23 protein-coding genes are annotated in these 26,093 nt (G+C 68.1%); 2 read left to right on the top strand and 21 right to left on the bottom strand.

The annotated features are described in order from the left end of the window. Window positions 1-9 precede the first annotated feature (9 nt). The 11 genes from LIN44_RS20570 to LIN44_RS20520 all read right to left on the bottom strand — a co-directional run bounded on the left by LIN44_RS20570 (window position 10) and on the right by LIN44_RS20520 (window position 14,413). Complete coding sequence (locus LIN44_RS20570) at window positions 10-1,860, bottom strand: efflux transporter outer membrane subunit (protein ID WP_227316093.1); 1,851 nt, start codon at window positions 1,858-1,860, stop codon at window positions 10-12. Between the two features lie 39 nt (window positions 1,861-1,899). Then, window positions 1,900-3,861 (bottom strand): glycosyltransferase, encoded by a 1,962-nt coding sequence (locus tag LIN44_RS20565; RefSeq protein ID WP_227316092.1) that lies wholly within the window; start codon window positions 3,859-3,861, stop codon window positions 1,900-1,902. A 2-nt stretch (window positions 3,862-3,863) separates the two neighbouring features. Then, window positions 3,864-5,216, bottom strand: coding sequence for a hypothetical protein (locus LIN44_RS20560; RefSeq protein WP_227316091.1), 1,353 nt, complete (start codon window positions 5,214-5,216; stop codon window positions 3,864-3,866). A 23-nt stretch (window positions 5,217-5,239) separates the two neighbouring features. Continuing rightward, a complete protein-coding gene (locus tag LIN44_RS20555; RefSeq protein WP_227316090.1) occupies window positions 5,240-6,634 on the bottom strand; it encodes an HlyD family secretion protein in 1,395 nt (464 codons plus the stop codon). A gap of 444 nt (window positions 6,635-7,078) precedes the next feature. Then, on the bottom strand, window positions 7,079-8,545 hold the full coding sequence (locus LIN44_RS20550; RefSeq protein WP_227316089.1) for an MFS transporter: 1,467 nt from the start codon (window positions 8,543-8,545) through the stop codon (window positions 7,079-7,081). Window positions 8,546-8,593: 48 nt separating this feature from the next. Continuing rightward, window positions 8,594-10,531, bottom strand: a complete 1,938-nt coding sequence (locus LIN44_RS20545) for a TRAP transporter large permease subunit (protein WP_227316088.1) — start codon at window positions 10,529-10,531, stop codon at window positions 8,594-8,596. After that, the gene (locus LIN44_RS20540) at window positions 10,528-11,157 is read right to left on the bottom strand and encodes a TRAP transporter small permease subunit (RefSeq protein WP_092313260.1); all 630 of its coding nucleotides are present in this window, start codon (window positions 11,155-11,157) and stop codon (window positions 10,528-10,530) included. The genes LIN44_RS20545 and LIN44_RS20540 overlap by 4 nt, the downstream gene beginning before the upstream one ends. Window positions 11,158-11,176: 19 nt before the next feature. Continuing rightward, window positions 11,177-12,220 (bottom strand): TRAP transporter substrate-binding protein, encoded by a 1,044-nt coding sequence (locus LIN44_RS20535; protein ID WP_227316387.1) that lies wholly within the window; start codon window positions 12,218-12,220, stop codon window positions 11,177-11,179. Between the two features lie 402 nt (window positions 12,221-12,622). Next, window positions 12,623-13,318: an intradiol ring-cleavage dioxygenase gene (locus tag LIN44_RS20530; protein WP_227316087.1), complete on the bottom strand. Its 696-nt coding sequence runs from the start codon at window positions 13,316-13,318 to the stop codon at window positions 12,623-12,625. Between the two features lie 63 nt (window positions 13,319-13,381). Continuing rightward, window positions 13,382-13,591, bottom strand: coding sequence for a hypothetical protein (locus LIN44_RS20525; protein WP_012355474.1), 210 nt, complete (start codon window positions 13,589-13,591; stop codon window positions 13,382-13,384). A gap of 354 nt (window positions 13,592-13,945) precedes the next feature. After that, window positions 13,946-14,413: a nucleoside deaminase gene (locus tag LIN44_RS20520; protein WP_227316086.1), complete on the bottom strand. Its 468-nt coding sequence runs from the start codon at window positions 14,411-14,413 to the stop codon at window positions 13,946-13,948. Between the two features lie 256 nt (window positions 14,414-14,669). Between LIN44_RS20520 and LIN44_RS20515 the strand changes: the two genes are divergently transcribed. Together LIN44_RS20515 and LIN44_RS20510 are read left to right on the top strand one after the other, a co-directional pair. Beyond that, window positions 14,670-15,341, top strand: coding sequence for an ankyrin repeat domain-containing protein (locus tag LIN44_RS20515; RefSeq protein WP_227316085.1), 672 nt, complete (start codon window positions 14,670-14,672; stop codon window positions 15,339-15,341). Between the two features lie 110 nt (window positions 15,342-15,451). After that, window positions 15,452-15,982: a MarR family winged helix-turn-helix transcriptional regulator gene (locus tag LIN44_RS20510; protein WP_227316084.1), complete on the top strand. Its 531-nt coding sequence runs from the start codon at window positions 15,452-15,454 to the stop codon at window positions 15,980-15,982. Window positions 15,983-16,029: 47 nt separating this feature from the next. Here LIN44_RS20510 and LIN44_RS20505 read toward each other — a convergent pair whose 3' ends face one another. The 10 genes from LIN44_RS20505 to LIN44_RS20460 form a co-directional block, all read right to left on the bottom strand. Further along, window positions 16,030-16,545: a nuclear transport factor 2 family protein gene (locus LIN44_RS20505; protein ID WP_227316083.1), complete on the bottom strand. Its 516-nt coding sequence runs from the start codon at window positions 16,543-16,545 to the stop codon at window positions 16,030-16,032. Between the two features lie 37 nt (window positions 16,546-16,582). Beyond that, the gene (locus LIN44_RS20500) at window positions 16,583-17,872 is read right to left on the bottom strand and encodes an aromatic ring-hydroxylating dioxygenase subunit alpha (protein ID WP_227316082.1); all 1,290 of its coding nucleotides are present in this window, start codon (window positions 17,870-17,872) and stop codon (window positions 16,583-16,585) included. An 11-nt stretch (window positions 17,873-17,883) separates the two neighbouring features. Further along, window positions 17,884-19,164 (bottom strand): NAD(P)/FAD-dependent oxidoreductase, encoded by a 1,281-nt coding sequence (locus LIN44_RS20495; protein ID WP_227316081.1) that lies wholly within the window; start codon window positions 19,162-19,164, stop codon window positions 17,884-17,886. Window positions 19,165-19,175: 11 nt separating this feature from the next. Continuing rightward, a complete protein-coding gene (locus tag LIN44_RS20490; protein ID WP_227316080.1) occupies window positions 19,176-19,481 on the bottom strand; it encodes a non-heme iron oxygenase ferredoxin subunit in 306 nt (101 codons plus the stop codon). 82 nt (window positions 19,482-19,563) lie between these two features. Next, on the bottom strand, window positions 19,564-20,607 hold the full coding sequence (locus LIN44_RS20485; protein WP_227316079.1) for a branched-chain amino acid ABC transporter permease: 1,044 nt from the start codon (window positions 20,605-20,607) through the stop codon (window positions 19,564-19,566). Beyond that, window positions 20,607-21,491, bottom strand: coding sequence for a branched-chain amino acid ABC transporter permease (locus LIN44_RS20480; RefSeq protein WP_227316078.1), 885 nt, complete (start codon window positions 21,489-21,491; stop codon window positions 20,607-20,609). The genes LIN44_RS20485 and LIN44_RS20480 overlap by 1 nt, the downstream gene beginning before the upstream one ends. A gap of 12 nt (window positions 21,492-21,503) precedes the next feature. Further along, the gene (locus LIN44_RS20475) at window positions 21,504-22,241 is read right to left on the bottom strand and encodes an ABC transporter ATP-binding protein (RefSeq protein WP_227316077.1); all 738 of its coding nucleotides are present in this window, start codon (window positions 22,239-22,241) and stop codon (window positions 21,504-21,506) included. Then, window positions 22,238-23,011, bottom strand: coding sequence for an ABC transporter ATP-binding protein (locus tag LIN44_RS20470; RefSeq protein ID WP_227316076.1), 774 nt, complete (start codon window positions 23,009-23,011; stop codon window positions 22,238-22,240). Before LIN44_RS20470 ends, LIN44_RS20475 begins: the two co-directional genes overlap by 4 nt. A gap of 8 nt (window positions 23,012-23,019) precedes the next feature. Further along, on the bottom strand, window positions 23,020-24,237 hold the full coding sequence (locus LIN44_RS20465) for an ABC transporter substrate-binding protein (RefSeq protein ID WP_227316075.1): 1,218 nt from the start codon (window positions 24,235-24,237) through the stop codon (window positions 23,020-23,022). Between the two features lie 165 nt (window positions 24,238-24,402). Next, window positions 24,403-26,007 carry an MFS transporter gene (locus LIN44_RS20460; RefSeq protein ID WP_227316074.1) on the bottom strand — a complete coding sequence of 535 codons (1,605 nt, stop codon included), beginning with the start codon at window positions 26,005-26,007 and terminating at the stop codon, window positions 24,403-24,405. Between the last annotated feature and the right edge of the window lie 86 nt (window positions 26,008-26,093).

Below are 26,093 nucleotides of genomic sequence, written 5' to 3'. Positions count from 1 at the left end.
CGCGCAGCCTCAGCGCGGCGCGGTGGCGACCGGGGCTGGCTGGACCGTCGCCGGAGCGGCTACCGGCGCCTGGGTTTGCGCCGCGGGCTGCGGGACCGGCTGTTGCTGTGCGACGGCTTGAGGCTGCGCGACGGCCTGCGGCTGTGCGACGGCTTGAGGCGGTGCGACGGCCTGCGGCTGTGCGACGGCTTGAGGCGGTGCGACGGCCTGCGGTTGCGCAACGGCTTGAGGCTGTGCGATGGCCTGCGGTTGCGCGACGGCCTGGGGCCGTGCCGCCGCTTGCGGGCGGGCGGCGGGCGCCGCGTTGGTGCCGCCGCCGGCCACTGGCGCGGCCTCGGTCACTTCGCGCCAGCCACCCCCAAGTGCCTTGTACAGCGACACGCGGCTGGTCAGCCCGGCCAGCTTGTAGGTGATCAGCGCCTGCTGCGCGGCGTAGAGCTGGCGCTGCGCGTCGAACACGCCGAAGTAGTCGTCCACGCCGTTCTTGAAGCGCATCTCCGACAGCCGCCGGGTCTCGCTGCCTTCGCGCACCAGCGCTTCCTGCGCCTGCACCTGGCGCTCGTAGGTGGCGCGTGCCGCCATGCTGTCGGCCACTTCGCGGAACGCGGTCTGGATGGTCTTCTCGTAGTTGGCGACGTTGATGTCCTTGCGCACGTTGGCCGCATCGAGGCCGGCGCGGTTGCGCCCCGCATCGAAGATCGGCACCGTCAGCTGCGGCGCAAAGACCCATGCCATGCCGCCCGAAAACAAGCCGGCCAGGCTGCTGCTGGCCACGCCCAGCGCGCCGGTCAGCGAGATGCGCGGGAAGAACGCCGCGCGCGCCGCGCCGATATTGGCGTTGGCGGCCTTGAGCCGGTGCTCGGCGTCGAGGATGTCGGGCCGGCGCACCAGCACGCTCGATGGCAGCCCTTCGGGGAACTCGCGCATCAGCATGCGCGCGTCGAGCGGGTCCGGCGCGGGGGCATTCGGAGTCGCGGGCGCGGCACCGGCCTCCAGCACCGACTTGGGCAGCGGTCCGCCGATCAGCAGCGCCAGCGCATTCTCGTCCTGCGCGACCTGGCGGGTGTACTGCTCCACGCCAACCTGCGCGGTCTGCACCTGGGTTTGCGCGCGATGCTGGTCCAGCTGCGCCATCGCCCCCACCTGGTGCCCGCGCCGGACCATTTCCGCCGCGTCCTGCTGGGTCTTGAGCGTGTCCTGCGACAGCTGCAGCAGCGCGCGGTCGGCGCGCAGCGTCAGGTAGGCGTTGGCCACTTCCGCCACCAGGCTGATCTGCGCACTGCGGCGCGCCTCTTCGGTGGCCATGTATTCCTCCAGCGCGGCATGCTTGAGGCTGCGCACGCGGCCGAAGAAATCCAGCTCGAACGCGGTCAGGCCGATGCCGGCGTTGTAGGTGGTGATCTGCGGCGACTGTCCCGCCGCGCGCAGCCGCTGCGGCAGCCGCTGCGACACCACGCCGGCACTGCCTTCCACGGTGGGGAACTGCGCCGCGCGCTGGATCTGGTACAGCGCGCGGGCTTCGTCGATGGCCAGCGTGGCCATGCGCAGGTCGCGGTTGTTGGCCAGCGCCAGCTCGATCAGCTGGCGCAGTTGCGGGTCGACGAAGACATCGCGCCAGCCCAGGTCGGCGGCCGACGGGCCGGGGCGCTGCGCCGGCTGGCCCGGCTGCGCGGTGCCGTTGGCCGGTTTGGCCTGCGAGGTGCGGTAGGCCGCGCCGTCGGGCCACGCCGACGGGATCGGGGCTTCGGGGCGCTGGTATTGCGGCTCCAGCGTGCACGCGGCAAGCGCCAGGACTAGCGCGCCGGGCAGCAGCAGGCGTGGCGGCAGGTGGGCACGGCGGGGGCGGGGCAGGCTTCGCATGGATGGTTCCGGAGAGAGAAAGACAGGTAGCAGCAGGGGTCAGCCCATCAGCGCGCGCCGCATGAAGCGCGAGATCGCCAGCCTGGGCTGCCCCTGTCGGGCAATGTTGTGGGCGGGGTCGGTGAACAGCAGCCGGATCAGCGCGTGGCGCGCGGCCATGCTGGTATGCAGCGCGATCCCCAGCAGCTGGCCGTCGCGGCGTACCACGCGGCACGGGATCCAGCCGGTCTGCGCCAGCCACAGCGCGCCTTCCATGCCGGCGGGGAAGGCCGGCGCCAGCGGCGTGATCACGGCCACGCCGTTGCAGGACAGGTCTTTGGTGGTGACGCGGTACTCGCGTCCGTCGACACGCAGCAGCGCGGCGGCATGGTGCGGAAAGCGCTCTTCCTTGCGCGGCCGCGGCAGTTCCACGCATACCAGCAGGGAGGCCAGGTACAGCATCAGCGCGACCCCGGTCCAGATCGTGTTGAAGACCAGCCCTTGCGCGTCGGGGTCGACCATCAGCGCGCGGCCGAGCCCCAGCGCGGAGAACCCCAGCAAGCCGGCGTACAGCGCGGCGAACTTGCCGTGGATCACCAGCTTGGAACGGTCCAGCCCCTTGTTGGTTACCTTGAAGGGCCGTCCGAACGGCTTGAACATGGCGCTGACCAGCGACGCGGTCACCGCCAGCGCCGCGACGATCTGCGTCACCTCGGTAAAGATCGGCAGCGCGCGCTGCCCGGTGATCCAGATGCTGTAGGCCCAGTACGCCACCAGCGCGGGCAGGCCGTAGGCCAGGAACTGCAGCGGCTCGCCGTACAGCGTCGAGACGCCGAAGTACCAGTACAGCAGCGGCCCCGCCAGCAGCATCAGCGTGAACGGCCGCGACAGCCAGTGCAGCAGCCCATGCACATAGTGCAGGCGCTGCATGCCGGTGTAGCCGCGCCCGCGCAGCGGCCCGTCGGCGGTCAGCGCCACCTGGATCGTGCCCAGCCCCCAGCGGCTGCGCTGGCTGATGTACTCGGGCAGGCCTTCGGCCGACAGGCCCACGCTCAGGCGCTCGTTGAGCCAGCGCGTGATATAGCCGTGCGGCAGCAGCCGGTAGGTCAGGTGGATGTCCTCGGTCACGGTGCCGGTGGGGAAGCCGCCGATCAGCTCGATCAGGTCGCGCCGCACCACGAACGAGGTGCCGATGCAGAACGCCGCGCCCCAGGCATCCTTGGCCGGCTGCATCACGTCGAAGAAGGCGCGCTGCTCGTCGACCCAGCATTCGGTGGCGCGCAGGTTGTACTGGATCGGATCGGCGTTGTAGTAGAACTGGGGCGTCTGCACCACGCCCACGCGCGGGTCGTCGAACAGCCCCACGGTGCGCAGCAGGATGTTGCGATGGGGCGCGAAATCCGCGTCCAGCACCAGGATGTAGGGCGCGCCGCCGGCGGCGGCGCTGTGGCGCAGGCCGTTGTTGAGGTTGCCCGCCTTGGCGTGGGCGTTATCGGGACGCGTCACGTAGTTGGCGCCGACGCGCTCGCAGAACTCGCGCAGCCAGTCGCGGCGGGTGTCGTCGAGCACCCAGACGCGGAAGTCCGGATAGTCGATCGCCAGCGCGGAGACGATGGTCTTCTCCAGGATCTCCAGCCCTTCGTTGTAGGTGGCGATGAAGATGTCCACCGGCGGCACCTGCCGCGCGCGGCGCAGCCCGGCTTCGCCCGCGTCCGCATCCGGCGTGTGGTTGCTGGTGCGGGACAGCACCACGATCGACAGCAGCGTATAGGCCAGCGTCATGCATTCGAAGGCAAAGAACGCATGGGCCCAGACGCTGGCGAAGTTCATCTGCCAGTCGGGCAGGGTTTCGCGCACGCGCCAGGTCAGGTACACGCACAGCAGCAGCGCGGTGACGCCGCCGAACAGGATGCGGTCCGCCGCACGGTCATGCCGGCACAGCAGCGACAGCAGCACCACCGCCAGCAGCACGCCGCCGTTGATGACCAGCAGCGTCTGGTTTTCCAGGAAGAGGGCGAACATCGTCAGTCCTTGTCGGGGGTGGGGCTGGCGGTGCCGGCGGCGGCAATCGCCGGCGGCGGGCAGGACGGCTCCAGGCAGCCGCCCGGGCGGAACGGGTTCCAGCGCGCGGCGGCCAGCACCGCCCAGGCGGTGGCGCCCAGATGCGGCAGGTGGAAGTAGTGGAAGTCCTCGGTGGTGGAGGTGGGACCGATCGACAGCCCGGTGCTGACGCGCGCCTGCGGCGTGGCGTAGAGCATGCCGGACGGCGCGCGTTGCGCGCGCAGCAGCGGCCACAGCGGCGCGGCCTGCTGCGCCTGGCCCGCGGCCTGCAGCACCAGCGCGGCCTGTCCGGTGCCTTCGGTCCAGATGCCGTCGGGGCTGCCCTTGAAGCCGTAGCCGGCACCGGCGCGGTGTTTCGCTTCAACCCAGGCCAGGTTGCGGCGCCAGTCCTGCGGCGGGTCGGGGAAGGCGATCAGCGGCCACAGCACCGCGTCGAGCGCCGACGGGCCGGCGTTGGGCGCGCGGCCGTCGTCATGCGTGCCGATGATGAAGCGGCCCTCGCGCGGCTGCCACATGGCGCTGACAAAGCCGCGCGAGCGCGCCGCGCCGTCGCGCCAGCGCGGATCGTTGCGCAGGCTGGCCAGCCAGCTGAACGCGGCATAGGTGTCGACGTTGTGCTCGGTCGATTTCCAGCCCTGGCGGATCTGCTTGGGCTCGTGGCCGAAGAAGCCGCCGATATAGCCGGCCGGCGCGGCGGGATCCGGCACGGTGGCATGCACCCAGCCCATCAGCGCCGCGGCGCCGTCGAGATAGCGCGCATCGCGCGTGGCGTCATGCACCGCCAGCAGCAGCAGCGCGGCCCAGGCCACATTGCCGGTAGCAGTGCCGGCCTGATAGGCGTCTTCAAACCAGCGCTTGCTGGGTTCGTCCCACCAGCCGGGCAGCGGCGCCGGGCCCGCCGGCAATGGCCCCGCGCGGTAGGCGTTGCGCAGGCGCGCGTCGCGGAAATGGCGGTCCTGGCGGGCGGCCTGCAGCACGGCGTCGGCAATGCGGCGCGCTTCGGCCGGCCGCTTGCACGCCACCAGCGCGATGCCGGCCAGCGCGTTGTCGTAGACAAAGGCGGCATTGCGCAGCGCCGGCGCCAGCGGCTCGCCGCCGGGCGCGGGCTCATAGCTGGCGAGGAACAGCGGGCCGTTGCCACCGGCGCGGGCGACCTGCTCGGCCAGCGCTTTGCAGCCTTCGGCCAGCAACGCCTGCTGCGCGGGTTCCACGGGATTCGCGGCGCGGACAACGGCCGGCGACAACGCCAGCACGGCGGGAAGCAGCGCGCCGGCGACCATGCGGGGCAGGCGTGCGGTCGGGATCGGCAGTCGCATCCGGCTCTCCTTTGGACCGACGCTTACAGCGAGGCCCGCAACTGGCCCAGCCAGCTCTGGTTCAGCGTGACGCGCGCCCAGCGGCCCATGCCGCAATGGCCGGATTGCGCCGCCGACGGCGCCGTGCCCGCGGTGGCGGGCGCGGCCGCGCTGCCGGAGGCCGCGCCGGCCTTCGCCGGCAGGTTGCCGAGCGGGCGGTCGAGCTTGGCGATGACGTAGATCTCGTTCTTCTCGATCGGCGGGAACGGCACGAAGTAGCGCGCCTGGTCGCCGTCCGGCGCGCGCGGCAGCACCTCGGCCACCGAGGCCGGCAGCGCCGTGGGCACGCCGTCGACCTGCACGTTCAGGCGCGCACCGGGCAGCAGGTTGTCGCTGAGGCTGCGCGGGAATACCGCCACCACGCGCGTCTGCGCGCAGTTGCTGGCGCGCGCCAGCGTGGCGCCGGCGGCGACGCGCATGCCCGGCTGCGCGATCAGGTCTTCGATGGTGCCGGGCTCGGGCGAGCGGATCTCCAGGTTGGAGAGACGGTCGATGCGTTCCTGCTCGGTGGCGATCATCTCGTCGACCGACTTGCCGTAGGCTTCCAGCTGCTCCAGCTCGGCAGTCAGCTGTGCCGCTTCCGCGCCCAGCACCTGGCGGCGCTGCGCAAGCGTGGCGCTGGGGCCGTCGGTGGACGACGCATAGACCTTGTTGCGCGAGGCCTGGCTCTCGCCGATGGCGTTGTCGAGCTCGGCCTTGGCCGCGGCCTTGGCATTGGACAGCATCGACAGCTGGTAGCGCGAGGCATTGGTATAGGCCTCGCTGACCGCGCCGGCCCACTGCATGCTCTGGTTGCGGTTGACCACTTCCTGCTGCTGGTCTTCCTGCGCCTTGGCCGATGCCAGCCGCGCTTCCAGCGCGCGCACGCGCGCGGCGTGCTCGCGTTGCGCGGCGCTGTTATAGCGCTGCAGGTCCTGCTCGGTGGCGGCCATCAGCCGGCGGTTGCTTTCCAGCCGCGCCTTGGCCGAGTCATAGCGCTGCTGGTTGTCGAGCTTCTTGCCGGTCAGGTCGACCAGCAGCGAACGGTCGATGTTAGGGTTCTGCACCACCATCAGCGCCTGGTTGGCGGTGAAGGGCTGGCCCGCGGCCACCATCTGCTTCATCACCACGCCTTCGACCGGCGACGTCACCAGGCTGACGGGGCTGTTCACCACCGCGCGCTCCGACGAGCGCGTAAACACATTTGGAAACATGATCGTCAGTACGGCCCAGATGATGAACAGCACCACGCCGTAGCCGGCCATGCGAGGCACGATGTGCCACAGCGGCACGGCGACCGGCTGCGGGCGCTGCACCAGGCCGTCGCCCTGGGGTTGGCGCAGCGGGGCCGGGGTCAGTGAATGTGGGCGCGGCGGCGGGTTGTTGCGCTGGTCGGCCATGGTGTTGTTCTCCGGCAAGCAAAGTCAAAAAGCATCCCCGCCGGCATCCGGCGCATGGATGCCGGGCGAGCGTATCCGTCAGGCAAGCGTGTGGCGTCGCGCAAGGGCTGTCGCGCGGTGCCCGGCTTGCAAGTCCCCAATTCAGCTTGTTGTCTGCAGCACGCGCGATGTGGCTGGGCCGTATCGGCGCACTTTGCAATCGAACCGGCATACCGCATGCAGCGGCGCGCAGCCCGTGGAGTTGCCCGGCTTCATCCAGGCAGAGTTGAACAATGGCCAGTCGATGGCCAAGACTTGGCGGCCCGCTGAAGCAAAGATTCACGCACTCAGGCCGCCGCAGGTGAGTTAAGGCTAGTCAGTTGCCCCTTCGCTTGCTGTAAGAATGTGTAAGAGGAGGCTGTAGCACTGCTTAATACGGCAGCGCAACGGGCGCGCGCAGAGGCGCTAATCGTCGCTGCCGAGCGGCGGCGCGATATGCTCGAGCGGACGGCGTTCGGCATCGATGCCGAAGCGCAAGGCCAGCAGCCCGGCCACGATCACCAGCGCCGCGCCGAAGCCGTAGCCCGCCGCCACCGCTTCGCGGCTGCCGCTCTCGATCAATGCGCCCAGCAGCAGCGGCGCGATAAAGCCGCCGGTGCCGGTGCCGACGGCGTAGAACACCGAGATCGCCAGCGCGCGCATTTCCAGCGGAAACACCTCGCTCGCGGTCAGGTAGGCGGAACTGGCCGCGGCGGAGGCGAGGAAGAACACGGCGGACCAGCACAGCGCCTGCGCGCGCGCGTCGAGCCAGCCCTGCACGAAGGCCCAGCCGGTCAAGGCGAGGCCAATGCCGGACAGCACGTAGGTGGCGGCGATCATGCGCCGGCGCCCGACGTGGTCGAACAGCGGGCCCAGCAGCAGTGGCCCCAGCGCATTTCCGAGCGCGAATGGAAAGATGTACAGCGCCACGCGCGCTTCCGGCACGCCATAGAAGCGCGACAGCACCAGCGCATAGGTGAAGAAGATCGCGTTGTAGAAGAAGGCCTGCGCCACCATCAGCGCCAGCGTGATCAGGCTGCGCTGGCGAAAACGCCGCAGCAGCAGGCGCATGACCTCGCCCACGCCCGGGGCTGCGCGCCGGCGCATCGCCACCGCCGCGCAATCGGGCGACACCGGCGGCAGCGGCCCGTGGCTGGCGCGTACTTCGGCCTCGATCGCGGCGATGATGCGCTCGGCCTCGTCGAGCCGGCCGTGCGTGGCAAGCCAGCGCGGGCTCTCCGGCACATGCCGGCGCACCAGCACGATCGCGATCGCCAGCACCGCACCGAGCGCGAAGCAGGCGCGCCAGCCCCACACCGGGCCGAATACGCGCGCATCCAGCAGCACCAGGCTGAGCCCGGCGCCGAGCGCCGCGCCCAGCCAGAAGCTGCCGTTGATGGCCAGGTTCACGCGGCCGCGCACGCGCGCGGGGATCAGTTCGTCGATGGCGGAATTGATGGCGGCATACTCGCCGCCGATGCCCAGGCCGGTGCAGAAGCGGCAGGCGGCAAAGAAGGCGAAGTCGGGCGCGAAGGCGGTCGCCAGCGTCGCCACCATGTAGACCGCGAGCGTGGCCAGGAACAGCCGCTTGCGGCCGAGCCGGTCGGCCATGCGCCCGAACACCAGCGCACCCAGCACCGCGCCGGCGATGTAGAGCGAGCCCGACCAGCCCACCTCGGTCGCGCTCAGCCCCAGCGTATCGGGCCGCTCCAGCACCGCGCCGACCGAGCCGACCAGCGTGACTTCGAGGCCATCGAGCACCCACGCCACGCCCAGCGCGATCGCCACGCGCCAGTGCCAGCGCGACCACGGCAGGCGGTCGAGCCGCCCGGGAATGTCGGTGCGGAAGGTGGTGTCGGGGGGCGGGCTGGCGAGGGCGGTTTCGGTTGGCATTGCCAACCAGTATAGGAAACGGGTGCCGCGGCGCTGATGCCGCGGCGCTCAACGGTACAGCACGGTCGGCAGCCAGAGGCCGATTTCGGGGAAGACGTAGAGCAGCACCAGCGCAATCAGCTGGATGCCCATGAACGGCAGCATGCCGAGGAAGATCTGGTTCAGCGTGACGTGAGGCGGCGCCACGCCCTTCAGGTAGAACGCCGCCATGGCCACCGGTGGCGACAGGAAGGCGGTCTGCAGGTTCAGCGCCACCAGCAGCCCGAAGAACAGCGGATCGATGCCGAAGTTGTCCAGCAGCGGGATAAAGATCGGCATGAAGATGATGATGATCTCGGTCCACTCCAGCGGCCAGCCCAGCAGGAAGATGATGAGTTGCGCCAGGATCATGAACTGCACCGGCGACAGGTTCATCGACAGCACCCATTGCTCGACCAGCGCCTGCCCGCCCAGCAGCGCGAACGCGGCCGAGAAGATCGACGAGCCCACGAACAGCCAGCACACCATGGCGCTGGTCTTGGCGGTCAGCAGCACCGATTCCTTGAGCACGCGGAAGTTCAGCTGGCGGTAGGCGGCCGCGAGCAGCGCGCCGCCGAGTGAGCCGACCGCGGCGGCCTCGGTGGGCGTGGCCAGGCCGAACACGATCGAGCCCAGCACCGCCAGGATCAGCAGCGCCAGCGGGAAGAACGACGTCAGCAGCATCTTGAAGATTTCCACCCGCGCAAAGCTGAAGCGCCAGTAGAAATACACCAGCAGCAGCCCCACCACCGCCAGCGTGATCCAGAACCAGCGCGGTGCGGTGACGGCCGCGGCGGCAGGCGGCGTTGCCGGGCTGGCATCCACGCCGGTGGCGGCGGGCGTTGCCGGTGCCGCGGGCGTGGCCGGTGCAGCCGGTGTGGCGGGTGGCGCGGCGGCGGGCGCCGCCGGTTCTTCCGACGGCGGCGCCGCCAGGTCGTCCACCGCCGCGCTGCTTTCCTCGGCGCCGCCCAGCGACAGCGGCGACTCGACGGCGACGCTCGCCGCCGGCGCCGTCACCGCGCTGTAGATCGTGCCCATCACCAGCGCCGTCGCCAGCGCCGGCAGCAGTACGATGCCGAGCTGGCGCGCGAACACGGCGCTTGGCACCTCCGCGTTGCGCGGCCCCTTGAGCGCACGCATCAGGCCAGCGCCCAGCGCCGGCAGCGCATGGGTGGCGCCGCGCGCTTCCAGCGTGCGCGCCACCGGCGGCAGCGGCACCACGCGTTCGGACTCGGGCAGCGGTGGCGCCAGCGCGGGCTTGAGCTTGGCCAGCAGCACGATGTAGAGGACGTAGAGTCCGGTCAGCATCAGGCCCGGGAAGAACGCCCCGGCATAGAGCTGCACCACCGAGACGCCCGCGGTGGCGCCGTAGACGATCAGCAGCACCGAAGGCGGGATCAGGATGCCGAGGCAGCCGCCGGCGGTGACCGCGCCGGCCGACATCGAGGTGCTGTAGCCCGCGCGCAGCATGGCGGGGAAGGCCAGCAGGCCCATCAGCGTGACCACCGCGCCGACGATGCCGGTGGCGGTAGCGAAGATCGCGCAGGTGACCAGCGTGGCCACCGCCAGCGAGCCCGGGATCCAGGCCAGCGCCAGGTGCAGGCTGCGGAACAGCTTCTCGATCAGGTTCGAGCGCTCGACCAGGTAGCCCATGAACACGAACAGCGGGACCGAGATCAGCACATCGTTGGTCATCACCGCATAAGCACGCTGCACCATCAGGTCGAGCGTCTGCTGCACCGCGATCTCCGGGTTGGCGTCGCGGTACGCCAGCCAGGCAAACAGCACGCCCATGCCCATCAGTGTGAACGCCGTCGGAAAGCCCAGCATGATCGCCACCACGATCAGCGCCAGCATTAGCAGCCCCAGGTGCCCGTTGGTCCAGTCCCCCGGAGCGGGCATGAACCACACCACGGCGCCGATGATCAGCGCCATCAGGCTCACACCGAACCACAGTTCCTTCCTCATCGGCCGGCTCCCGGCGGGTTGTCGCGCGGTGGCGGAGCCTCGGCCAGTTCTGCCGTGGGCGTGCCTTGCACCATCTCCTTGAGCTTGTCGACGTCGACTTCCTCGACATCGCCTTCGCGCAGCGGCCAGTTGCCGGTGCGCAGGCACAGCACGCAGCGGATGGTCTCGGCCACGCCCTGCAGCAGCAGCAGCGCGCCGGCCACCGGGATCACCGCCTTGAACGGATAGATCGGTGGACCGTCGGCGGCGATGGAGGAGTGTTCGTTCTGCGCCAGCGAGACCTCGAAGAAGTCGATGCCGGCCCAGGCCAGCGCGATCACGCCGGGGAAGAAGAAGGCCAGGTACAGCACCAGGTCGATGCCGGCCTGCATCCGCGGCGACAGGAAGCCGTAGAGGATATCGCCGCGCACGTGGCCGCGCTTGGCCAGCGTGTAGGCGCCCGCGAGCATGAACAGCGTGCCGTACAGCATGTTGCTGGCGTCGAACACCCAGGCGTGCGGCGCCCCCAGCGCATAGCGCGAGAACACCTCGTAGCTGATCATCAGCGTGAGCGCGATGATCAGCCACGAGGCGGCCTGGCCGACGAAGGTGCTGAGCCAGTCGATGCGCAGCAGCAGGCGTTGCACGGAGCGCGTCCCGGGGGGCTCAGCTGCGCTTGGAGAAGTAATGGCTGGAGGCCAGCCGGTAGTCGACGTTGGTGTCGTTCTGCCAGCGCGTGGAGCGCTGCGCGAAGGCCTTCATCGAATCATTGACCTTCTTGAACATGGGGTTCTCTTTTTCCTTGCGCGCCACGATCTCGTCCCAGATCTTCAGCTGCGCCTGCAGCACCGAGTTCGGTGTGGCGTAGAACTTCACGCCCTGCTGCTGCAGCGCCTGGTAGTCCTTGGAATAGCGGTCGATCGCCTTCATCGACATGTCGGCCGAGGCCGCGTCCACGGCGTTGGCGATCAGCGCCTTGAGTTTCGCCGGCAACGCGTCGTAGCGCTTCTTGTTGAACAGGATCTCGAACTGTTCCGAGCTCTGGTGGAAGCTGCGCAGCATGCAGACCTTGGACACGTCCTGGAAGCCCAGCGCGCGGTCGGAGCTGGCGTTGTTGAACTCCGCCGCATCGAGCAGGCCACGGTCCAGCGCGGGCACGATCTCCGCGCCCGGCAGCGCGTTCACCGCGGCGCCCAGGCCGGTGAAGATATCGATCGACAGCCCGACGGTGCGGAACTTCAGCCCCTTGAAGTCTTCCGGCTTGGTGATGGGCTTCTTGAACCAGCCCAGCGGCTGGGTCGGCATCGGACCGTACAGGAACGAGACCACGTCCAGGTTCAGGCTGCGGTAGATCTCCTGCTGCAGTTCCTTGCCGCCGCCGTACTTGTGCCAGGCCAGCAGCATGTTCGGATCCATGCCCCAGGCCGGCCCCGAGCCCCACAGCGCCAGCGCCGAATTCTTGCCGTACCAGTACGCGATCACGCCATGGCCGCCGTCCAGCGTGCCCTTGCTGACTGCGTCGATCAGGTCGAAGGCCTTGACCACCGCGCCCGCCGGCAGCAGCTCGATCTTGAGATCGCCGCCCGACATGTCGTTCACCTTGGTGACGAAGTCGCCGGCGAACTCGTGGAAAATATCCTTGGTCGGCCAGGTACTCTGCCAGCGCATCGTGACCGGCCCCTGCGCCTTGACGATGGCCGGGAAGCCCATGGCGGCCGCCCCCGCGGCGGCGCCGGCGGCGCCGCCCAGGAAGCCGCGCCGGGAGACGCCGCTGCCCTTGCCGCTGCTCTCGCCACTGCTCCGCCCATCTGATTTCCTCGCCCTGGATGCCATGACCGTCTCCCTCTGATGAGTGTGGGACTACCCGCGAGCGTGCCGGCCATGGGGACCGAGGCCACTCGCCACTGACGCGAACACCGGAAAAGTCGGGAAAAGCTGGAGCATGCGGGGCCAGCGGACGCGCGGCAGGCCTGCGGACAGGCAGGGGTGCCGGGCAGGTGGCCCGTGATTCCCTTCATGGTAGGAAAGGCACAGGGAACCACAATCTAGGGATTACCCGCGCGGTGTGCGCCGGCGCACTTTGCGCGCGGGAGGGGCGCGCCTGCCGCGGGCTCAGGCGCGCGCGATGCCGACCGTGAAGCTGGCCTCGAGCAACCCCGCCGCGTCGGCAGCCTGGCGCACCGCCATCAGGTTGGGACGCGCACCCGCGATGGGGTCCTGCACGGTGGCGCGCGACGGCACGCCGTGCGCACGGTAAGCCGGATGGCTGCCCAGGATTTCCCGGTTGAGCGCGTCGCTGAAATAAAGCTGGCTGGTCAACGCTTCGGTGCGCCCGAGCAGCACCTTGAAGTGGATATGGATGGCGCGCGACGGGTACCAGCCGGGATAGATCGAGGTGAAGGTGGCGACGCCGTCGCTGTCCGCCGGCTGGACCCCGCGCAGGAAGCGCGCCTGCCGGTTGCCGCGGCCCTCGCCGCTGTAGTGGCCTTGCGCATCGCAGTGCCAGATGCTGACCAGGGCACCCGCCACCGGCGCGCAGCCACGCCCGGCGTCGACCACCCGGATGCGCACGCGCAGGGGCTGGCCGGGGCGGTCGTCGCGGATATCGGCGCGCACCAGGGCATCGTCCAGGTAAAACGGGCCCTCGGTGGCGGCCGGCGTCAACAGGCAGGCCGCGGGCGTTGCCGCCGCGGCCGTGCCCGGCGCGATGCCGGCCGCGGCCAGCAGGCCCAGGTCGCGCAGGAAGCGGCGGCGCGCCGCGTCGGGGTCTGCCGGGGCGCCGGCATCAGGGGCCGGGCCCGTGGTCATGGTGGCCTCCGTGGGTTGCGAGTGGGCCCGACGGCGCTTGCCGCCGCAGCCTGGGCCGCGGTGTCAGCGTCCCATGGCCTTGAGCATGGAATAGCCGTGGCTGGTGATGCGCGGTGCCTGTCGGCAGCCGTGCAGGACTTCGAGGTGAACGAACTGCTTGTCGACCAGGGCCTTGAGGTCGGTGGGATCGATCTGGCGGGAATCGGTGGAATCGAGGGAATCGGGGCCATCGCTCAGCAATAGCAGCGTGGCAAGTTCATGCGGGCTCAGCACGTTCGTCTCCTTGGCTAGAGGGGGGCGTTTGCTGGGAGTCTGCGCGGCGGCATCGCCGCCGGCGGGAAGGCGTAACACTGGGATTGCCGAGACGACGCGGCGCATGCTGCGCTGCACTGACGCAGTCCAGCGGCGCCGTGCAGGTGGTGTCTCGCGCAATTCCTGGTTTGACGGGATGCTCCGCGCGCGGTTCCTTGCTACCGCAGGCCGTTACATGTGACCCAACGTCGCATCGGCGTCATTCCCATATTAGCCGGCCCCGGTGACAAAGCGATGGCCATGCCGGCATCGTGGGCAAGGCAGCCGCAGCCGGTCCGATCCCGACTAACCGCTTCCGATCCTGCCCGGCCGCGCTTACTGGCCCTGTCGCGCGCGCCAGGCCTGGTACAGGTCGACGCCCTCGTCGCGCGCCGGCACGTAGGCCAGCTTCATCTCGCGCTGCTCGAGCGGACGGGCCAGCTCGACGTAGCCGCGCTCGGCCGACAGGTCGTAAGGGGCGCCATCCTCGTTGGAATACGCGTAGTAGACTGCCTCGACCCCGGCCAGGTACATCGCGGTCAGGCACATCGGGCAGGGATAGCCGCTGGCGTACACGGTGCAGCCGCTCAGGTCGGGCTTGCCCAGTGCGCGGCTGGCGGCGCGCACTGCCTGCATCTCGGCATGCGCGCTGGGGTCGCAGGTGGCATCAACCTCGTTGACCGCGCGGGCCAGCACCGTGCCGTCCTTGACCACCACGGCGCCAAAGGGCCAGGTATTGCGCTCGCGCACGTTCTCCATGGCGAGGCGGATGGCATCCAGCAGATAGGCTTCGGTTGTCGACACGCGTTGTCTCCGTTCAGGCCTGGCCCGCGCAGGCGGACGTGATGCGGGCCTCGCGACTATAGGCCAGCTTGCGCAGCGAGGGTGGCGCGGGTTGTTATAGAGCGTATTCGGGCGCCGGCTGGCCATTGCGGTTGGCACTGGCGCGCATTCGAATCCTTAACTTCGCGTGCCGCGGGCGGCGTGCCAGAATGCGGCCGATGTCTTCCTGCACCTCGCCCTCACCTCGCCCATGGTGCATTCGCTGAAAGGATTCCCCATGCTGCCGGCGCGCCTGCTCGTTGCCCTGTCCCTGTTCATTGCCATGCTGACTTCCATCCCCGCTGCCGCGAGCGCAACGCCCGAGCAACAACTGCGCGAGGCCGCGGCGCGCGGCGACGCCGCGCAGGTCAGCGCGCTGCTGGCCCAGGGCGCCAGCATCGACGCGCGCGATGCGCGGGGACGCACCGCGCTGCTGCTGGCCACGCACCACAACCGCGTGCAGGCGGCGCGGGTGCTGATCGATGCCGGCGCCGACGTGAACGCGCAGGACGCGATCCACGACAGTCCCTACCTGTATGCCGGCGCGCGCGGCCACAACGAGATCCTGCGTCTTACGCTCGCCCACGGCGCCGACCTGCGCAGCACCAACCGCTACGGCGGCACCGCACTGATCCCCGCCGCCGAGCGCGGCCACGTCGAGACCGTGCGCATGCTGATCGCGGCCGGCGTGGCGGTGGACCACGTGAACAAGCTCAAGTGGACGGCCTTGCTCGAGGCCATCATCCTGGGCAACGGCGGTCCGGCCCATACCGAGATCGTGCGCCTGCTGGTCAAGGCTGGGGCCGACGTGAACCTGGCCGACGGTGATGGGGTTTCGCCGCTGCAGCACGCGCGCCAGCGCGGGTATATGCAGATCGAGCGCATTCTCCGCGACGCCGGCGCGCGTTGAGGCGCGGCGCTCCAAGACCCAGCGTCTTGCGCTGCGAGCCGTTTCTGGGGGGCATCGCCGTTACCGTCCCTCATATATACTGTCAGTGTGCATACAAAACGGTGAAGGCAATGTCTCCAAGAGCAAAGCGCGGCGCAACGCGTGAAAGCGGCATCACGGCCACTGCGGTGCCGGAAGCGGATCCTGCCAAGGAACTGCTGTGGGCACGTCCCGGCTTTCTGGTGCGGCGGCTTCACCAGATCCACGTGGCGATGTTCTTCGAGGAATGCAAGTCGCCCAATATCACGCCGGTCCAGTACGCCATCCTGACCGTGTTGTCGGTTCTGCCGGGGCTGGACCAGACCTCGCTGGGGCAGGAAGTGGGGCTGGACCGCACCACGACCATGGACGTGGTACGCCGGCTGGAGGACCGCGGCCTGGTCGAGCGTCGCGAGAATCCCGCTGACCGGCGTACCCGCCACGTGCACCTGACGCGCGAAGGCAAGAGCGTGGTCACGTCGCTGCGTGCCGACATGGCGCGCGCGCAGGAACGCATGCTGGCGCCATTGAAGCCCGCGCAGCGGGAGGTGTTCATGGAGTTGCTGGCGACTCTGGTGGAGGCCAACAACCAGTACAGCCGCACGGTGTTGCGAAGCATGTAAGCGACAACGACGGGGGCGAGGCCCGTCGTTTTCCATTGCGATGTCCGTCAGACCGGATAGACCAGATCGTTCGCGATGATGGTGGTGTCATATACGACTTGCCGCTCGCGCAGCAGCAGCCTGCTGTCCTGGCGGCGGAAGCGGTCGTGATAGGTGCCGGCGAGATGGATCGTGGTGGGGCCCTCCACCAGCGTCTGCAACAGCATGAAGTTGGCCTGCGCCACGATATCGCCGTCGGCCGTTTCAGCGCTGACCCGCGTGTTGGTTACCAGGTGCAGGTTGTAGCGTGGCGCAAACATCTGCGTATTGGCGATGGCCGCGGCGCGATCGCGCATCATGCCGATGCCTTCGGCATACACCAGCCCGACGGGCAGGCCGCGTTCGGCATTCTCGCGCGCGGTGATGCGGTAGAGCGCATCGTCGGTGAAAAAGCCCGGCCATTGCTCGACCAGGCCGGCGTCCAGCACCGCGCAATAGTCGGCGTGGAAGGCATCGATCTCCAGCCGCAGTTCGATCGCGCGCGCGGTGCCTAGGGTGCTCGCGCGATAGAGGGAGTAGTTCATCGGTTTCATAGGGCTTTGGGTTCCTGTCAGGTGGCGTTCAGAACCCCATCACGCCGCGGTAGTACTGGTACATCGCGCGGATCGCGGATTCAGAGATCAGTGAGCTGGATGTGCCGATCTGCTGCGGGTCCAGCTTGAGCACGTTGAGGTCGCTGCTGGAGCGGCGCACGCCTTCCTGCACGAACTTCATCGCCTCGTTGTCCTCCAGGCCGAGGAAGCCGGCTGGGCCCATCAGGTTGCCCTGGCGCAAACGGTGCTGCGTCATCTCCTCGGTATCGTCCTCGTAGCCGAACATGGTCCACAGCATCAGCATGCTGTCGGGGCCGTTGGGCACAATCTGGCGCACGCCCAGCGTGTTCATCTCGCGCTGCACGATCAGGTTCGGCCAGATCGTCTGCATCGTCACCGACCACGGCGAGTCGAACTCGCGCACGTATTCGAGGAAGCGTTCGTCCTCGAGGCGCATGCCTTCGTGGTAGGAGCGCATCTCCTTTTTGTTCTCGTCGCTGACGGCTGCGTACTTGTCTTCCTTCTTGGCCGATGCCATGGTGCCATGGCGGCCATGCACGGGGTCGGCGATCATCGCCGAGTCATTGCCCGCCACCAGCAGGCCGAACACCACCAGGAAGGAGTGCAGCAGCGTGGCGTGGTACGGGTCCTTGAGGTTCTCGTGGTACATCTTCCAGTTGCACGGCAGTTCGTTCTTGTAGTAGCCGAGAACCTTGAGCGGCTTGCCGTTGAAGACCACGTCGAAGTCCTTCAGGATCTCCGGCGTCATGTAGTCTTCCAGGCTCTCCATGTCGGGCGCGTAAGAGGCAAAGATTGCGCCATTGCGCGTTGCCACGTGCAGCTTCACCAGCCCGTGGTCTTCGTTGCGGAAGTCCCTGGGCATGCCGCCGGCACGGTTGACGCCGCGCTTGAACGGAACGCCCTGCAGGTTGCCCTTCAGGTCGTAGGACCACTGGTGGTAGGGGCAGACGAATTCCTTGGTGTTGCCCTGGCTGTGGCGGCAAAACTCGGCCCCGCGGTGTGCACAACGATTTTCGAAGACATTGACCGAGCCGTCCTCGGCGCGCGAGACGACCACCGGTGTCGCGCCGACGTACGAGCGCTTGAAGTCCCCGGCGGCGGGGATTTCCGCCTCGAGCGCGACATAGTTCCACGAGCGGCCGCGGAAAATCTTCTGCAACTCCAGGTCATGGACGGCCTGGCTGGTGTACACCCAGTCAGGGATGTAGTTCAGCCCGTCCTCGGGCCAGCGGCATTCGTCAAGTCGGGAGTTCTTCTTGCCCAGCGTGTGCTGGATTACCGCTTGTGTCTGGTACATGTGGGGTCCTTTCAGATTGTGATGGCGCGGTCGGCTTGCGCCTGCCGTTCGCGGACGATCTGCCGCAGCGGCAGGGCCTCGTCGCACAGGCGTGCGAGATATGCCGAGACGTCCTGTCCGACCACTGCGCGCAGCTGACGCAGGTCGCCACCGGCATTCACGGCAATGGCATGGCGCAGCTGGCCCTGGAAAGTGCCTAGCAGCATGAATTTCGGGGTAGCGTCATCGTGGGCAGCGCAGCCGCGCCAGGCATAGCGCAGATCCGCATGGACGCCGCCGAGCATCTGGATGTTGCAGCCGAACTGGTCGGTCCAGAACCACGGCAGCGCCGCGGGTTCGGCCTCAACGCCAAGCATGGATGCCGCCGCGATGCGCGCCTGTTCATTGGCGCTTTGCCACGACTCGAGCCGCATTTCGGTGCCGAACAGCGGCTGGTACTGGCTGCAGCAGTCGCCGGCGGCATGGAGACCCGGTGCGCTGGTACGGCATAGCTCGTCGACCCGAATGCCGCCATTTTGCGGATGGAGCGCCAGTCCGGCGCTGGTGGCGAGCGCGACTTCAGGGGTCAGGCCGATCGCGACCACGACCAGCGCAGCGCGCAACACGGCACCGTGAGCCAGCCGCAGATGCACGCCATCGCTGCTGGTGCGGCAATCCGTGATGCCGCAACCGAGGTGCAAGGTCACGCCTTGCGCACGCACCCGGTTCACCAGCCAGGTGCCAAGCTCCGGCGGCAGGGCGCGGCCCAGCAGGCGCTCCGCGCTCTCGATCAGCGTGACCTTCAGGCCCATGCCCGCAGCAGTCGACGCCGTCTCCAGGCCAAGGAAGCCGCCGCCGATCACCACAAGCTCGCCAGCGCGCTGCATGGCGTCGCGCAGGCGCGCCGCGTCGTCCAGCGAGCGCAGGTAGTGCACGTACGGCGTGCCCGGCGGCAGCGCCGTCAGCACGCGCGCATTGCCGCCGGTGGCGAGCAGGCAGGTGTCGTAGCCGATGGCGCTGCCGTCGGCCAGGTGGGCGACATGCCGCGCGGCATCGAGCGCGGTGACGCAGGTGCCGAGCCGCAGATCGATGTCCTGGTCGGCATAGAAGCTGGCGGGGTGCACGCCGAGCTTGCCATCCTGTCCGACATCAGCGAGCACGGATTTGGACAGCGGCGGGCGTTCGTACGGCGCATGCCGTTCGCCGCCCGCCATGATGATGCGGCCGCCGTAGCCAAGGCCGCGCAGCGCGGCCGCGGCCATCGCGCCGGCCTGGCCGGCGCCGACGATCAGGATGGGAGTGTGCTGTGTCATGACCGGCTCCCTTACAGCTCGACCCACACCCGGCTGTCCTCGATCTTGACCGGATAGGTGCGGATATCGCCGGTGGCGGGCGCGCACATCGCCTTGCCGGTGCGGATGTCGAAGCGCGCCTGGTGCAGCGGGCATTCGATGCAGCCGTCTTCCAGGTAGCCGTCCGACAGCAGCGCGTACTGGTGCGTGCAGACGTTGTCGGTGACAAAGTACGCGTTATCGCTGCGATAGACGGCAAGCTGGCGATCGCCCAGCGTCAGCGGCATCACCTCGTCGTTCTGCAGCGTATCGGCCGCATCGATGTGAATCCATGCCATGGTTATCTCCGTGAATCGAATTCGTCAGTATACTGAATATATAAGGTCAGTGTACTGATGTTTTGGATGCGAAATATCCTCGTTAACCCTGACTGATGCGTGCGCGCCCCGGCGTGGCCGCTGCAGCGCGCCGCAGCGCGGGGCGTGCCTGCCACCGCGCCAGGATCTCGCCCATGATGCCGCGGCGGAACGTCAGCACGCAGACCACGAAGATCAGCCCGGTCACCATGCTGACCGACTCGCCCAGCGTATCGAACCAGCCGATCCCGGTCATCGCCGCCAGCGCATTGCCCGCATCCCCCAGCTTGTTCTCCAGCGCGACAATGACCAGCGCGCCGACCAGCGGGCCCGACAAGGTGCCCATGCCGCCAACCAGCGTCATCAGGATCACGGAGCCGGACATCATCCAGTGGACATCGGTCAGCGTGGCGAAGCCCAGCACCAGGGTCTTGAGCGCGCCGGCCAGCCCCGCCAGCGCCGACGACAGCACGAATGCCAGCAGCTTGAAGCGATCTGCGTCATAGCCGAGCGAGATGGCGCGCGGCTCGTTCTCCTTGATCGCCCGCAGGATCTGCCCGAAGGGCGAATTGACGATGCGCATGATGCCGAGGAAGGCCGCCACTGTGATCGCCAGCACGACGTAGTACATGGTGTGGTCGGGCTCCAGCGGCAGCAGGCCGAACAACTCGCCGCGCGGCACCGCCTGCATGCCGTCCTCGCCGCCGGTGACCGGGGCCTGCAGGCAGAAGAAGTAGAACATCTGCGCCAGCGCCAGCGTGATCATGGCGAAGTAGATGCCCTGGCGCCGGATCGCCAGCGCGCCGAACACCAGCCCCAGCAAGGCACCGAAGGCGGTGCCGCCCAGTAGCGCCAGTTCCGGTGTGAGCTGCAATGACTTCATCGCGTAGCCGCAGGCGTAGGCCGCACCGCCGAAGAAGGCGGCATGGCCGAACGACACCAGCCCGGTATAGCCCAGCAGCAGGTTGAAGGCGCAGGCAAACAGCGCGAAGCACAGCAGCTTCATCACCAGCACCGGGTAGGCACCCAGCCAGGGCGCGAGCAGCAGGGCTGCCAGCAGCAGTCCGTACGCGAGCAGCGGCCGCGTTGCGAAAGTGGGGCTTGCCATCATCTCTCCTTTCCAAACAGGCCGGCCGGCCGTACCAGCAGCACGCAGACCATGGCGACGAAGACCACCGTCGCGGAAGCTTCGGGGTAGTAGACCTTGGTGATACCTTCGAACACACCCAAGCCCAGCCCGGTAAAGATCGAGCCGAGGATCGAGCCCATGCCGCCGATCACCACCACCGCGAACACCGTGATGATCAGGTTCTGGCCCATCAGCGGCGACACCTGCATCACCGGCGCGGCGAGCACGCCCGCGAGCGCCGCCAGGCCAACGCCGAAGGCATAGGTCAGCGTCACCAGCAGCGGCACGTTGACACCGAAGGCCTCGACCATGCGCGGATTCTCGGTGCCGGCGCGCAGGTAGGCGCCCAGCCGGGTCTTCTCGATCATGAACCAGGTGGCGAAGCACACCGTCAGCGAAGCCAGCACCACCCAGGCCCGGTAGTTGGGCAGCACCATGAAGCCCAGCTGGCTGACGCCGGTCAGCGCTTCAGGTGTGGGGTAGGGCAGGCCGGAGACACCATAGACCGAACGCAGCAAGCCTTCGAGCAGCAGGCAGATGCCGAGCGTCAGCAGCAGCCCATACAGGTGGTCGAAGCGGTACAGGTGGCGCAGCATGGTGCGCTCGAGCACCACGCCCAGCGCACCGGCCGCCAGCGGCGCCAGCAGCAACATCAGCCAGTAGTTGACCGCAAGGTAATTCAGGCCCATCCACGCCAGCACAGCGCCCAGCATGAACAACGCGCCATGGGCGAAATTGATCACGTTGAGCAGGCCGAAGATCACGGCCAGCCCGAGGCTCAGGATCGCGTAGAACGATCCGTTTACCAGCCCCAGCAGCAGCTGGCTCAGCAGCGCGGGCAGGGGCACTCCAAACAATTCCATGACAAGGTCTCCTTATACGCCCAGCAGGGCGTTGAGCGCGGGCATCTTCCGTTCCAGCTCGTTGGCGGCGAAGGCCTCCACGATGCGGCCGTGCTCCATCACGAAGAAGCGGTCCGCCAGCGGCGCCGCGAAGCGGAAATTCTGTTCCACCATGACGATGGTGTAGCCCCTGCGGCGCAGCGTGGCGATCATCTTCGCGAGCTTCTGTACGATCACCGGGGCCAGCCCCTCCGAGATCTCGTCGAGCAGCAGCACGCTGGCGCCGGTGCGCAGGATGCGCGCCACCGCCAGCATCTGCTGCTCGCCGCCCGACATGCGCGTGCCCGGGCTCTTGCGCCGCTCGAGCAGGTTGGGGAACATCTCGTAGATCTCGGCCACGGACATAGGCTCGCGCAGTCCCGTCGCGCCCGGCGCTGCTTCGAAGGCAGGCGGCAGCAGCAGGTTCTCTTCGCACGACAGGCTGGCAAAGATGGCGCGTTCCTCCGGGCAATACCCCAGCCCCAGCGGCGCGATGCAGTGGGTCTTCATGCCGATGGTTTCCCGGCCGAACACGCGCACCGATCCCTTGCGCGCGCCGGTCAGTCCCATGATGGCGCGCAGCGTGGTGGTGCGACCCGCGCCGTTACGGCCCAGCAGCGTCACCACCTCGCCCGGCTGGACCGCCAGGTCGACGCCGTGCAGGATGTGCGATTCGCCGTACCAGGCATGCAGGCCGCGCAATTCCAGCGCAGGAGTGGCGGTTGTGCTCATGCGGCCTCCTGCTGGTCTTCCGTAGTTCCCATATAGGCTTCCTTCACCTGCGGGTTGCGCGAGATCTCGTCATACGTACCCTCGGCCAGCACGGCGCCGCGCTGCAGCACCGTGATGCGATCGACAATCGACGACACCACGCTCATGTTGTGCTCCACCATCAGCACGGTCCGTCCCGCCGACACGCGCTTGATCAGCGCCGTCACGGTCTCGACGTCCTCATGGCCCATGCCTTGCGTGGGCTCATCCAGCAGCATCAGTTCGGGATCGGTGGCGAGCGTGGTGGCCAGTTCCAGCGCGCGCTTGCGGCCGTAAGCCAGCTCCGCCGTGCCCAGGTGTGCGAAGCCGGTCAGACCCACCTCATCCAGCAGTTCCATGGCGCGCGCATCCAGCCGCGACAGCGAGCGCTTGCCGCGCCAGAAATGCCACGACGTGCCCAGCTTGCGCTGCAGCGCGATGCGCACGTTCTCCAGCACGGTTAGCTGCGGGAACACCGCCGAGATCTGGAACGAGCGGATCACGCCCATGCGGGCGATCTGCGCCGGCCGCAGTGCGGTGATGTCGGTGCCGTTGAAGTGGATGGAGCCGGATGACGGCGCGTGGAACTTGGTCAGCAGATTGAAGCAGGTGGTCTTGCCGGCGCCGTTGGGCCCGATCAACGCATGGATCGAGCCCCGCCGCACCGCCAGGCTGACATCGCTGACGGCGGTGAAGCCCTTGAACACCTTGGTCAGCCCCTGCGTGCGCAGGATCACGTCTTGCTCAGGCATCGGCGCGCTCACTTCTTGACCAGCGCGCATTCGCTGGCGGAGAGCGGGCGAAAGGCCTCGTCGCCGGGAATGGTGCCGATGTACTTGACCAGGTCCCACGGGCCTTTCGATTCCGCCGGCGTCTTGGCCTGGGCCAGGTACATGTCATGCACCATGCGGCCATCGATGCGGACCTTGCCATTGCGCACGAAGGCGTCGTTGACTGGCAGGGCGCGCATCTTCTCCGCCACCGCGGGCCCCTCGACGGTCCTGGCGGCTTCCACGGACTTCAGGTAGTGCAGCACGCCCGAGTAGACACCGATCTGCCCATGGGTGGGATATGCCTTGTGGCGCTTGTAATAGCGCTCGACGAAGTCCTTTGACTTCGCGTCGAGGTCGAGCCTGAACGGGTCGACGTAGGTGAGGCCCTGCGCGGCCGGCAATCCCAGGCTCTTGATATCGGTAATGAAGGTGGATGGCGTGATCACGGTCTGGCCCGCCTTGATCAGGCCGAACTCGCCGGCCGCCTTGACGCCGTTGATCATGTCATTGCCGGCATTGGCCAGCACCACCACCCTGGCCTTGGAGGCCGACGCCGCGACCACCGGGCTGCTGAAGTCGCTGGCATTGAGCGGATGGCGTGTGCTGCCGACGTTCTTGCCGCCGCCGGCATCCACGGCCTTGCGGAAGTCGGCCTCCAGCGACTGGCCGAAGGCGTAGTCCACCGTGATGTAGTACCAGCTGTTGCGGCCCTGGTCGATCAGGCGTCGCACCAGCGGATAAGACACGGAGTAGGTGTCCCAGCTCCAGTGGAATCCCGTGGGCGAGCAATTCTGGTTGGTCAGCGCCATGGCACCGCCGGTGGAGACGATGTCGATCTTCTGCTTCTGGCGCGCCACTTCCTGCACCGCCAGCGCCGTCGATGAGTTAGGGAAGTCGATCACCATGTCGACGCCGTCGGTATCGAACCAGCGTCGCGCCAGCGACGAGGCAATATCGGCCTTGTTCTGGTGATCGGCGGACAGCACCGTGACGGGCTTGCCCAGTGCCTTGCCGCCGAACTCTTCGACGGCCATCTGGGCGGCGACGACCGAGCCTTTGCCGGACAGGTCGGCATAGGAGCCGGACATATCGGTGATGACGCCGATCTTCACGCCGCTGGCGTCGGCCAGGGCGGGCGAGGCGTGCGCCAGGCCGAGCACGGCGGATGACGCGGCAAGAGTGCGGAGGATGCGAGAGGTGGACATGGGGGCTCCAGATTGTCTGCGCGAAGGGATGGAAGTTGGCGATGGCTGCATTCGCCCGCCGCGGGCGCCATCGCTGCGCTCGCGCGAGAAAAAATCAGTATGCTGAATATATGCCGAGGAAAAGGGCGGAATGCTCCGCCATGCAAGTGCGCCGGCTGGCAGTGCCTAGGTGGAAAGGTCGCGCACGCGCGTCTCCGGCACGAACACCATGCCGATGACGAAGGCGAGTCCGGCGATGACCACCGGATACCACAGGCCAAAGTACACGTCGCCGCTGGACACGTTCATCGCCGTGACCACGAACGACAGCATGCCGCCAACCCAGCCCGCACCCAGGTGGAAGGGCAGCGACAGCGAGGTGTACCGCACCCTGGCCGGGAACAGCTCGACCATGAAGGCGGCCATCGGGCCATAGACCATGGCCAGGAACAGGATCGGCACCAGCAGCAACAGGAACACCATCGGCGTATTCATCCTGGCCGGATCGGCGCGCTCCGGCCAGCCGGCCTCGACCAGTGCGCCCTTGATGGCGGCGCGGTCGTAGCCCTGCAGCGTGCGCCCGCCGATCCGCACTTCCGCCTGGACCGGGTTGCTGGCGGGCACGAAGGTGTAGCTAACGCCAAGGTCGGTCAGGTAGCCGCGGATCTTGTCGCAGGCCGACACCGGTTCGCCGAACAGGCGCGCCTTGCAGTCGCCGGCGGTCACCTGCACCGTGCCTTGCCGCTGGAACTGCTCCAGCGCCGGATTGGCGTAGTGGGTCAGGCCCTTGAACACCGGCTGGGTGCACAGCGCGGCCAGCAGGCACGCCGCCATCATGATGTACTTGCGGCCGATGCGGTCCGACAGCCAGCCGAAGAACAGGTAGCACGGCGTGGCCACCACCAGGGCAATCGCGATCAGCTTATGCACGGTCTCGATCGGCACGTGCAGCGTCTTGTTGAGGAAGAACATGCTGTAGAAGTGGCCAGTGCCGAAGATGGCGCCAAGCCCGGCGGCCACCACGAACAGCAGCAGCACCGACTTCAGGTTCTCCCACTGGGTGAAGCTCTCGCGGATGGGGGACTTCGAGGTGGCATTGCCTGCCTTCATGCGCGCGAACACCGGCGATTCATGCAGCTTGCCGCGGATATAGACCGAGATCACCAGCATCACCAGCGACACGATGAACGGGATGCGCCAGCCCCACGCGCGGAATTCCGCCTCGGTCAGGAAGGTCTTGAGCAGGTAGACCACGAACAGCGAAGACAGCAGGCCCAGCGTGGCGGTGGTCTGCAGCGAGCTGGTGTAGAGGCCGCGCTTGCTTGCCGGCGAGTGCTCGGCCACGTACGTGACCGCGCCGCCCACTTCGCCGCCCAACGCCAGCCCTTGCAACAAACGCAGCAACACCAGCAGCACCGTTGCGGTGATGCCGATCTGCTCGTATGTCGGCAGGACGCCCACGCCAACCGTGGCCACGCCCATCAGCAGGATCGTGACCAGGAAGGTGTACTTGCGGCCGATCCGGTCGCCCAGGCGGCCGAACAGCAGCGCGCCGACCGGACGGATCAGGAAGCCGGCGCCGAAGGTAGCCAGGCTGGCTAGGAACGCGGCCGTTTCGTTGCCCGGCGGAAAGAACAGTGCGCCGAAGTACACCGCCAGCGCCGCGTAGATGTAAAAGTCGTACCACTCCATCAGGGCGCCGAAGGATGAGGCAAGGATGACCTTGCGTTCTTCGGCGGTCATGCCGGAGGCTGGGGCGCGCGTCTCGGCGCGGGTCAGGCTGATCGTCATGGCGGGGGCTCCTCTTGGTCAGGCCGTTGTCTCTATTGTTTGCTTCCCGGTGGTGCCGGCGCTGGTGGCGCGGGCCGTTCTTGACC

The organism is Cupriavidus sp. MP-37 (genome assembly GCF_020618415.1).
Lineage (GTDB): Bacteria > Pseudomonadota > Gammaproteobacteria > Burkholderiales > Burkholderiaceae > Cupriavidus.
Note: the sequence above shows the minus strand (reverse complement) of the source record. Positions and strands in the feature narration are given on the sequence as shown.

Excerpts from the sequence above, each read along its gene's own strand:
- LIN44_RS20570 (WP_227316093.1), bottom strand. The coding sequence starts at position 1,860 with ATGCGAAGCCTGCCCCGCCCCCGCCGTGCCCACCTGCCGCCACGCCTG.
- LIN44_RS20565 (WP_227316092.1), bottom strand. The coding sequence starts at position 3,861 with ATGTTCGCCCTCTTCCTGGAAAACCAGACGCTGCTGGTCATCAACGGC.
- LIN44_RS20560 (WP_227316091.1), bottom strand. The coding sequence starts at position 5,216 with ATGCGACTGCCGATCCCGACCGCACGCCTGCCCCGCATGGTCGCCGGC.
- LIN44_RS20555 (WP_227316090.1), bottom strand. The coding sequence starts at position 6,634 with ATGGCCGACCAGCGCAACAACCCGCCGCCGCGCCCACATTCACTGACC.
- LIN44_RS20550 (WP_227316089.1), bottom strand. The coding sequence starts at position 8,545 with ATGCCAACCGAAACCGCCCTCGCCAGCCCGCCCCCCGACACCACCTTC.
- LIN44_RS20545 (WP_227316088.1), bottom strand. The coding sequence starts at position 10,531 with ATGAGGAAGGAACTGTGGTTCGGTGTGAGCCTGATGGCGCTGATCATC.
- LIN44_RS20535 (WP_227316387.1), bottom strand. The coding sequence starts at position 12,220 with ATGGGCTTCCCGGCCATCGTCAAGGCGCAGGGGCCGGTCACGATGCGC.
- LIN44_RS20530 (WP_227316087.1), bottom strand. The coding sequence starts at position 13,318 with ATGACCACGGGCCCGGCCCCTGATGCCGGCGCCCCGGCAGACCCCGAC.
- LIN44_RS20515 (WP_227316085.1), top strand. The coding sequence starts at position 14,670 with ATGCTGCCGGCGCGCCTGCTCGTTGCCCTGTCCCTGTTCATTGCCATG.
- LIN44_RS20510 (WP_227316084.1), top strand. The coding sequence starts at position 15,452 with ATGTCTCCAAGAGCAAAGCGCGGCGCAACGCGTGAAAGCGGCATCACG.
- LIN44_RS20505 (WP_227316083.1), bottom strand. The coding sequence starts at position 16,545 with ATGAACTACTCCCTCTATCGCGCGAGCACCCTAGGCACCGCGCGCGCG.
- LIN44_RS20500 (WP_227316082.1), bottom strand. The coding sequence starts at position 17,872 with ATGTACCAGACACAAGCGGTAATCCAGCACACGCTGGGCAAGAAGAAC.
- LIN44_RS20495 (WP_227316081.1), bottom strand. The coding sequence starts at position 19,164 with ATGACACAGCACACTCCCATCCTGATCGTCGGCGCCGGCCAGGCCGGC.
- LIN44_RS20490 (WP_227316080.1), bottom strand. The coding sequence starts at position 19,481 with ATGGCATGGATTCACATCGATGCGGCCGATACGCTGCAGAACGACGAG.
- LIN44_RS20485 (WP_227316079.1), bottom strand. The coding sequence starts at position 20,607 with ATGGCAAGCCCCACTTTCGCAACGCGGCCGCTGCTCGCGTACGGACTG.
- LIN44_RS20480 (WP_227316078.1), bottom strand. The coding sequence starts at position 21,491 with ATGGAATTGTTTGGAGTGCCCCTGCCCGCGCTGCTGAGCCAGCTGCTG.
- LIN44_RS20475 (WP_227316077.1), bottom strand. The coding sequence starts at position 22,241 with ATGAGCACAACCGCCACTCCTGCGCTGGAATTGCGCGGCCTGCATGCC.
- LIN44_RS20470 (WP_227316076.1), bottom strand. The coding sequence starts at position 23,011 with ATGCCTGAGCAAGACGTGATCCTGCGCACGCAGGGGCTGACCAAGGTG.
- LIN44_RS20465 (WP_227316075.1), bottom strand. The coding sequence starts at position 24,237 with ATGTCCACCTCTCGCATCCTCCGCACTCTTGCCGCGTCATCCGCCGTG.
- LIN44_RS20460 (WP_227316074.1), bottom strand. The coding sequence starts at position 26,007 with ATGACGATCAGCCTGACCCGCGCCGAGACGCGCGCCCCAGCCTCCGGC.